The 5,189-nt window shown below is 38.7% G+C and carries 5 protein-coding genes; 3 read left to right on the top strand and 2 right to left on the bottom strand.

Going from position 1 to position 5,189, the window contains the following annotated elements; all coding sequences use genetic code 11:
• Positions 1–143 precede the first annotated feature (143 nt).
• Together IW492_RS17650 and IW492_RS17655 are read right to left on the bottom strand one after the other, a co-directional pair.
• A complete protein-coding gene (locus IW492_RS17650; protein WP_202069400.1) occupies positions 144–731 on the bottom strand; it encodes a TIGR00730 family Rossman fold protein in 588 nt (195 codons plus the stop codon).
• A gap of 25 nt (positions 732–756) precedes the next feature.
• Complete coding sequence (locus IW492_RS17655) at positions 757–1,386, bottom strand: histidine phosphatase family protein (RefSeq protein WP_202069402.1); 630 nt, start codon at positions 1,384–1,386, stop codon at positions 757–759.
• A gap of 130 nt (positions 1,387–1,516) precedes the next feature.
• On the opposite strand from IW492_RS17655, the gene IW492_RS17660 reads away from it, so the two are divergent.
• The 3 genes from IW492_RS17660 (at position 1,517) to brnQ (ending at position 4,149) form a co-directional block, all read left to right on the top strand.
• Positions 1,517–1,849, top strand: coding sequence for a MazG nucleotide pyrophosphohydrolase domain-containing protein (locus IW492_RS17660; RefSeq protein WP_202069404.1), 333 nt, complete (start codon positions 1,517–1,519; stop codon positions 1,847–1,849).
• Positions 1,850–1,915: 66 nt separating this feature from the next.
• A complete protein-coding gene (locus IW492_RS17665) occupies positions 1,916–2,404 on the top strand; it encodes a GNAT family N-acetyltransferase (protein WP_202069406.1) in 489 nt (162 codons plus the stop codon).
• Between the two features lie 392 nt (positions 2,405–2,796).
• A complete protein-coding gene (brnQ, locus tag IW492_RS17670) occupies positions 2,797–4,149 on the top strand; it encodes a branched-chain amino acid transport system II carrier protein (RefSeq protein ID WP_202069408.1) in 1,353 nt (450 codons plus the stop codon).
• The last annotated feature ends 1,040 nt before the right edge of the window (positions 4,150–5,189 follow it).

Here is a 5,189-nt window from a genome sequence, read left to right on the forward strand (position 1 = left end):
TTGAATTGGTTTTTGTCGACTTTAATTCTACTGGATTTCAAGATGTCTTTCCTGTTTTTTTTCAAAATGAAAAAAGTGTCAGTGACAATCACGCCACCAACACTAGATATTATAGAGCCCTTTTTGGTTTGATGCTTATCCTGTTATTCCTTGTAGCTTCTGACTTTCATCGCCTGATAATTTCTAATAAATTCTTCTATGGTATCAAATGATTCTGTAATTAGAATATTTTCACGATCTTCCTGTGACAGAAAGCCTTCCGTAACCATATGATTAAAGAAATCAGCCAGCAAATCGTAATAGCCGTTCGGATTCAGCAGGACACATGGATGCGCATGCTCTCCCACACGAGCCCATGAAATTGCTTCGGAAATCTCCTCCAGCGTACCTGGTCCTCCGGGCAAAGCTAAGTAACAATCAGCCTCATCCATCATTTTCTTCTTCCGTTCATGCATATCCTTCACAACAATCAGTTCTGTCAAAGAAGGATGAGCAATCTCTCTATCCACCAAAAATGTCGGCATCACGCCAATTACTTCACCGCCCTCTTGCAAAACCATGTCAGCAATAATTCCCATTAACCCAACATTGCCGCCGCCATACACAAGACCATACCCCTGAGAAACCATCCATTTTCCCAGCTTTTTTGCCTGTTCCTGATAAACAGGATTATTTCCTTTATTGGCGCCGCAATATACTGCTATTCGTTTCAATACTTTTCTCCGTTTCATTTATTCTTTTAACCCGATTGCTTATTTACGGCAGCTGCTCTTCCAGATAGGAGACATCGTTAAATGTTTCTAAAATGCAGTTCCCCTGTTCTTTGTGTATCACCGTCACACTTGTATTTTCCAATGGACCATTTTTCCGCCAATTTCTTTTCTCTTCACCCATCAGATAATTGATCAATACCAGCAGTAAAACCCCATGAGCTACAATCAGGACATTGCCCTCCGGATAATCTGTGCTTAACCTTTCAACCATGCTCATTCCTCGTTTAATCAGCGAGTCATAGGTTTCACCATGAAATTCAGAAGGATTATACAGATCTGGTCTTTGGCGTAAATAGTTAGTTTGCTGATCAGCAATATCCACTTCGATTCCCTCACGCTCACCAAATCCAAGCTCCTTTAACTCATCATAATACTGTACAGTTAAATCGTTCACATATTGGTTTTCTGTCAAGATATAGTTTGCTGTATCCATAGCGCGTTTTTGCGTGCTGACAGCTGCTGCTGCAAAAGTCGTTTTCGACAGATATTGCCCAAGTTTAACCGCCTGTTCAATGCCTTCTGAAAGCAATGGCGAGTCAATGCCTCCGCCTTGAAAACAAGTCTTTTTGTTCAACTCTGTTTTCCCATGTCTAATCAAATAAAATGTTGTCATACAAAAATCCGTTCCTTTCTCACTCTGCTGCTTTTGATTATAGCAGTTATTTTTTTATCTGTCCTTCTATTGTGAATGGATCTTAAGTAATCTTGTGATATGATAAATAGAAGATAAAGGGGGAGTTTCATTGAATATACAAAATTATCAGAAATGGATTAGCGACTTTTATAAAAAAAGAGGATGGTATGAGTTGAATCCTTTTATTCGAGTAAATTTTTTATCAGAAGAAACCGGTGAAGTGGCGCAGGCAGTACGCGCTTTGGAAATTGGTCGTGACCGTCCCGATGAGCCGGATAAGGAGCAGCACGTATTGCGGCAGCAGCTGACAGAAGAGTTAGGTGATGTTTTAGATAATATTTTTATTCTGGCGGATAAATATGATATTCAGTTGGAGGATATTTTAACGTCTCATCAGGAAAAACTTATTCGCCGATTCCACACAGAGAAAATTGATTTATAATCAACTAGAAGGACTTTTTCCTAAAACAAATAGTAATCAAAAAATAAATACAAGAGAGGGATAGCCATGACTGAAGCAATAATCATTCGGAAAGTGCAAGAGCAGGACTATACAGCCTTGATGCATATTGAGAACAGTATTTGGACCAATGAAAATTCTCCTGTTCTTCACCATTATGACAATGTCGAACAATATAAAGAACGGATGGGGGATAAATTGATTTTTGTTGCCGTTCTTTCAGAAAAAGTAATCGGATTTGTTGATGTTCATCCACCAACCCCGCTCCCCTCTCATCAACATCAATGGATGATTGGGATTGGTGTTCATCCTGATTTTCAATCCGTTGGAGTAGGAAAACATCTTCTAACCCATCTAAAAGAAATTGCTCCAGTTTATAATATTCACAAAATATCCCTGCGGGTAATGGGACCAAATAAACGAGCGATTGCTTTTTATAAACGAAATGGGTTTATTCAAGAGGGGCATTTAGTTGATGAATTCTATATCAACGGGGATTATTGCGATGACTATTTATTTGCCTTCATTTTGCCTTAGTGTATTGACCAAATTATAAATTACAATAAAAGATAGTCTATAAATGATGTTCCATGCTAGAAAATTTTAACTCATATACTTCAATGACAAAACTGAGCAGCTTCAATAAGTATTCCTTGAAAGAAGCGAGCTCAGTTAAATTTTATACTACTTTACAGCTAGTTTGGCTCGATTCAGCAATAGAGTCGGGCAGCCCGCTTACTTGAGCATGACAATTCTTACAGTTGCCTTTATAGAAAAATACACTAGTTTCTCTATTATGAAAAGACAATAAATTCTTATTCCAATGTCTTGCCTCGTCTTCTTAAGTCTGTTATTTTAATAAAGATGCTTCTAGCAGCTTGAGTTAAGCAACAAGCTGTCACAATTTTATCATCAAGAGGAGACTTAAAATGAATAAAAAACTTTCCTGGCGGGAATATCTTTTCGTCGGATCTATGCTTTTCGGCCTATTTTTTGGTGCCGGTAATTTGATTTTCCCTGTTCATCTGGGACAGGAGGCTGGTTCAGCCGTCTTTTGGGCTAACTTGGGCTTCCTAATCACCGGAATAGGGTTGCCTTTTCTGGGAGTCATTGCTATCGGTATTTCAAAGAGTAATGGGCTTTTTGATCTGGCTCAGCGAATCAGCCGTCCTTATGCAATTATTTTTACTACACTGCTTTATTTAACAATTGGTCCATTTTTTGCACTGCCGAGACTGGCGACCACTTCATTTGAAATTGGTTTGGCTCCATTCATTGCGCCTCAACAGCAGCCTGTTTTTCTAGCTCTTTTCTCAGCTCTTTTCTTTTTTACAGCCTGGCTTTTTTCCAGAAAACCCTCTAAAATACTGGATTATGTCGGAAAATTTCTGAATCCTCTCTTTTTAGTTTTACTGGGCATTCTGCTGTTGCTTGCTTTTATCTATCCACTTGGATCAGCGGGTACAGCCCCTGTAAGTGAAGCCTATGTGCAACATGCCTTTTTCAAAGGATTTACAGAAGGCTACAATACATTGGATGCACTGGCCTCTTTAGCTTTTGGAATCATTATTGTCACAACGATTCGCAGAATGGGTATTGAAGAACCTAATGAAATTGCCAGAGATACGATTAAATCCGGAGCTGTCAGTATTCTTTTAATGGGCATCATATACTCTTTGCTGGCTTATATGGGAGCAATGAGTATGGGAGCATTTTCTTTAAGCGAAAATGGAGGCATTGCCTTAGCTCAAATCGCCAATCATTATTTGGGCAGCTGGGGCAGCCTGATTCTGGCTTTAATTATTATTATTGCCTGTCTCAAAACAGCGATCGGACTGATAACGGCCTGTGCAGAAACATTTTCTGAATTATTTCCCCAGGCTGGCTATTCAACTTATATTATTGCAGTAAGTATTCTTCCCTGCCTGTTTGCTAATGTAGGGCTGACAAACATTATTCAGTTTTCTATTCCAGTATTGATGTTCCTGTATCCTTTAGCGATCACATTGATGCTGCTGGTTATTATCGGACCGCTATTTCATCATCGACCTGAAGTCTACCAGATGACCACTTACGTAACTTTGCTGGCAGCTTTATTGGATGCATTGAACAATTCTCCCAGTTTTATTAAAGACAGCGGATTTGTCCAAAACATCCTTGAATGGGCTGGGTCCTATCTCCCATTCTTTTCAATCGGTATGGGCTGGATTGTTCCATCAATTATAGGTTTTATTGTTGGCTGGATATGGAGCAAAGTTACACCTGAGAAAGCAAACATTTAAATTTAATAAATGAGGTTGTGACAAACACTCATGAGGGCTATCGTCCACACCAAACAGAATGAAAAGAAAAAAACGATCGACCTACACGCTATTTCCTGTCATACTAAAGAGGACAGAAGGGCTTGTAGGTCGATCACTTATTGAGGTTCTTTTTCAAGTTGACTTTGAGGGACAAACTAGATCGTTCGACTTATTTGCTCCTGCGGTTACTCGTCGCACAAAATGCTTGCTCCTGCGGTTACTCGTCGCACAAAATGCTTGCTCCTGCGGTTACTCGTCGCACAAAATGCTTGCTCCTGCGGTTACTCGTCGCACAAAATGCTTGCTCCTGCGCTTACTCGTCGCACAAAAAGATATGTACCAATCATTAGGTCATAGAACTTGCGTATAAGAAGTGTTCTGCCTCAAGAACCAGCATCATCTACTCTGACAAGTCAGCGGAATATATGAATACCTCCCTGAAGTTATTCATATTTTTAGTATCGTTCGACTTATTTCCAGAACTGCTGTCTCTACGAGTCTAACGATTCTCGAGACAAACCATTACACTGTATCCGTTTTTCTGCGCCTACGGTTTATCCGAATGCTCGAATCATACAAAGACTGGAATACCATTTATTCGGTTTTAGGGGACTATGACATTATTTTTTGTTTATATATTACCATTTAACAATAAAGAGTTTGTATCATTTCCTGAATCAACTGGATTCTTTTAAAATAAGTCCTTATTTGGAAAAATACACTGCTGCCTATGATTGATTTGGTTATCAGTTTATCCTTCTTGCTATTAAAGACTCATTCAGGTCTTCTGCTTTATTTTATGGATATCTCATTGAAGATAAATATCTTGCAAATCTTTATATCCAGCTTCATCAACTTTTAAAAAAGAAAACAATATGCTGATGTAAAACAAAAAGTTTAGGCTCTATAATTTATTGGACTGATAGAAAAAAATCTATCGGTCCTATTTTCTCATTAAAAAACAAGGAAGACACACAACATTTCCGCTAGAATAGAATCACCACAAAACCAACTAGAAA

Source organism: Enterococcus sp. BWB1-3, from assembly GCF_016745275.1.
Lineage (GTDB): Bacteria > Bacillota > Bacilli > Lactobacillales > Enterococcaceae > Enterococcus_L.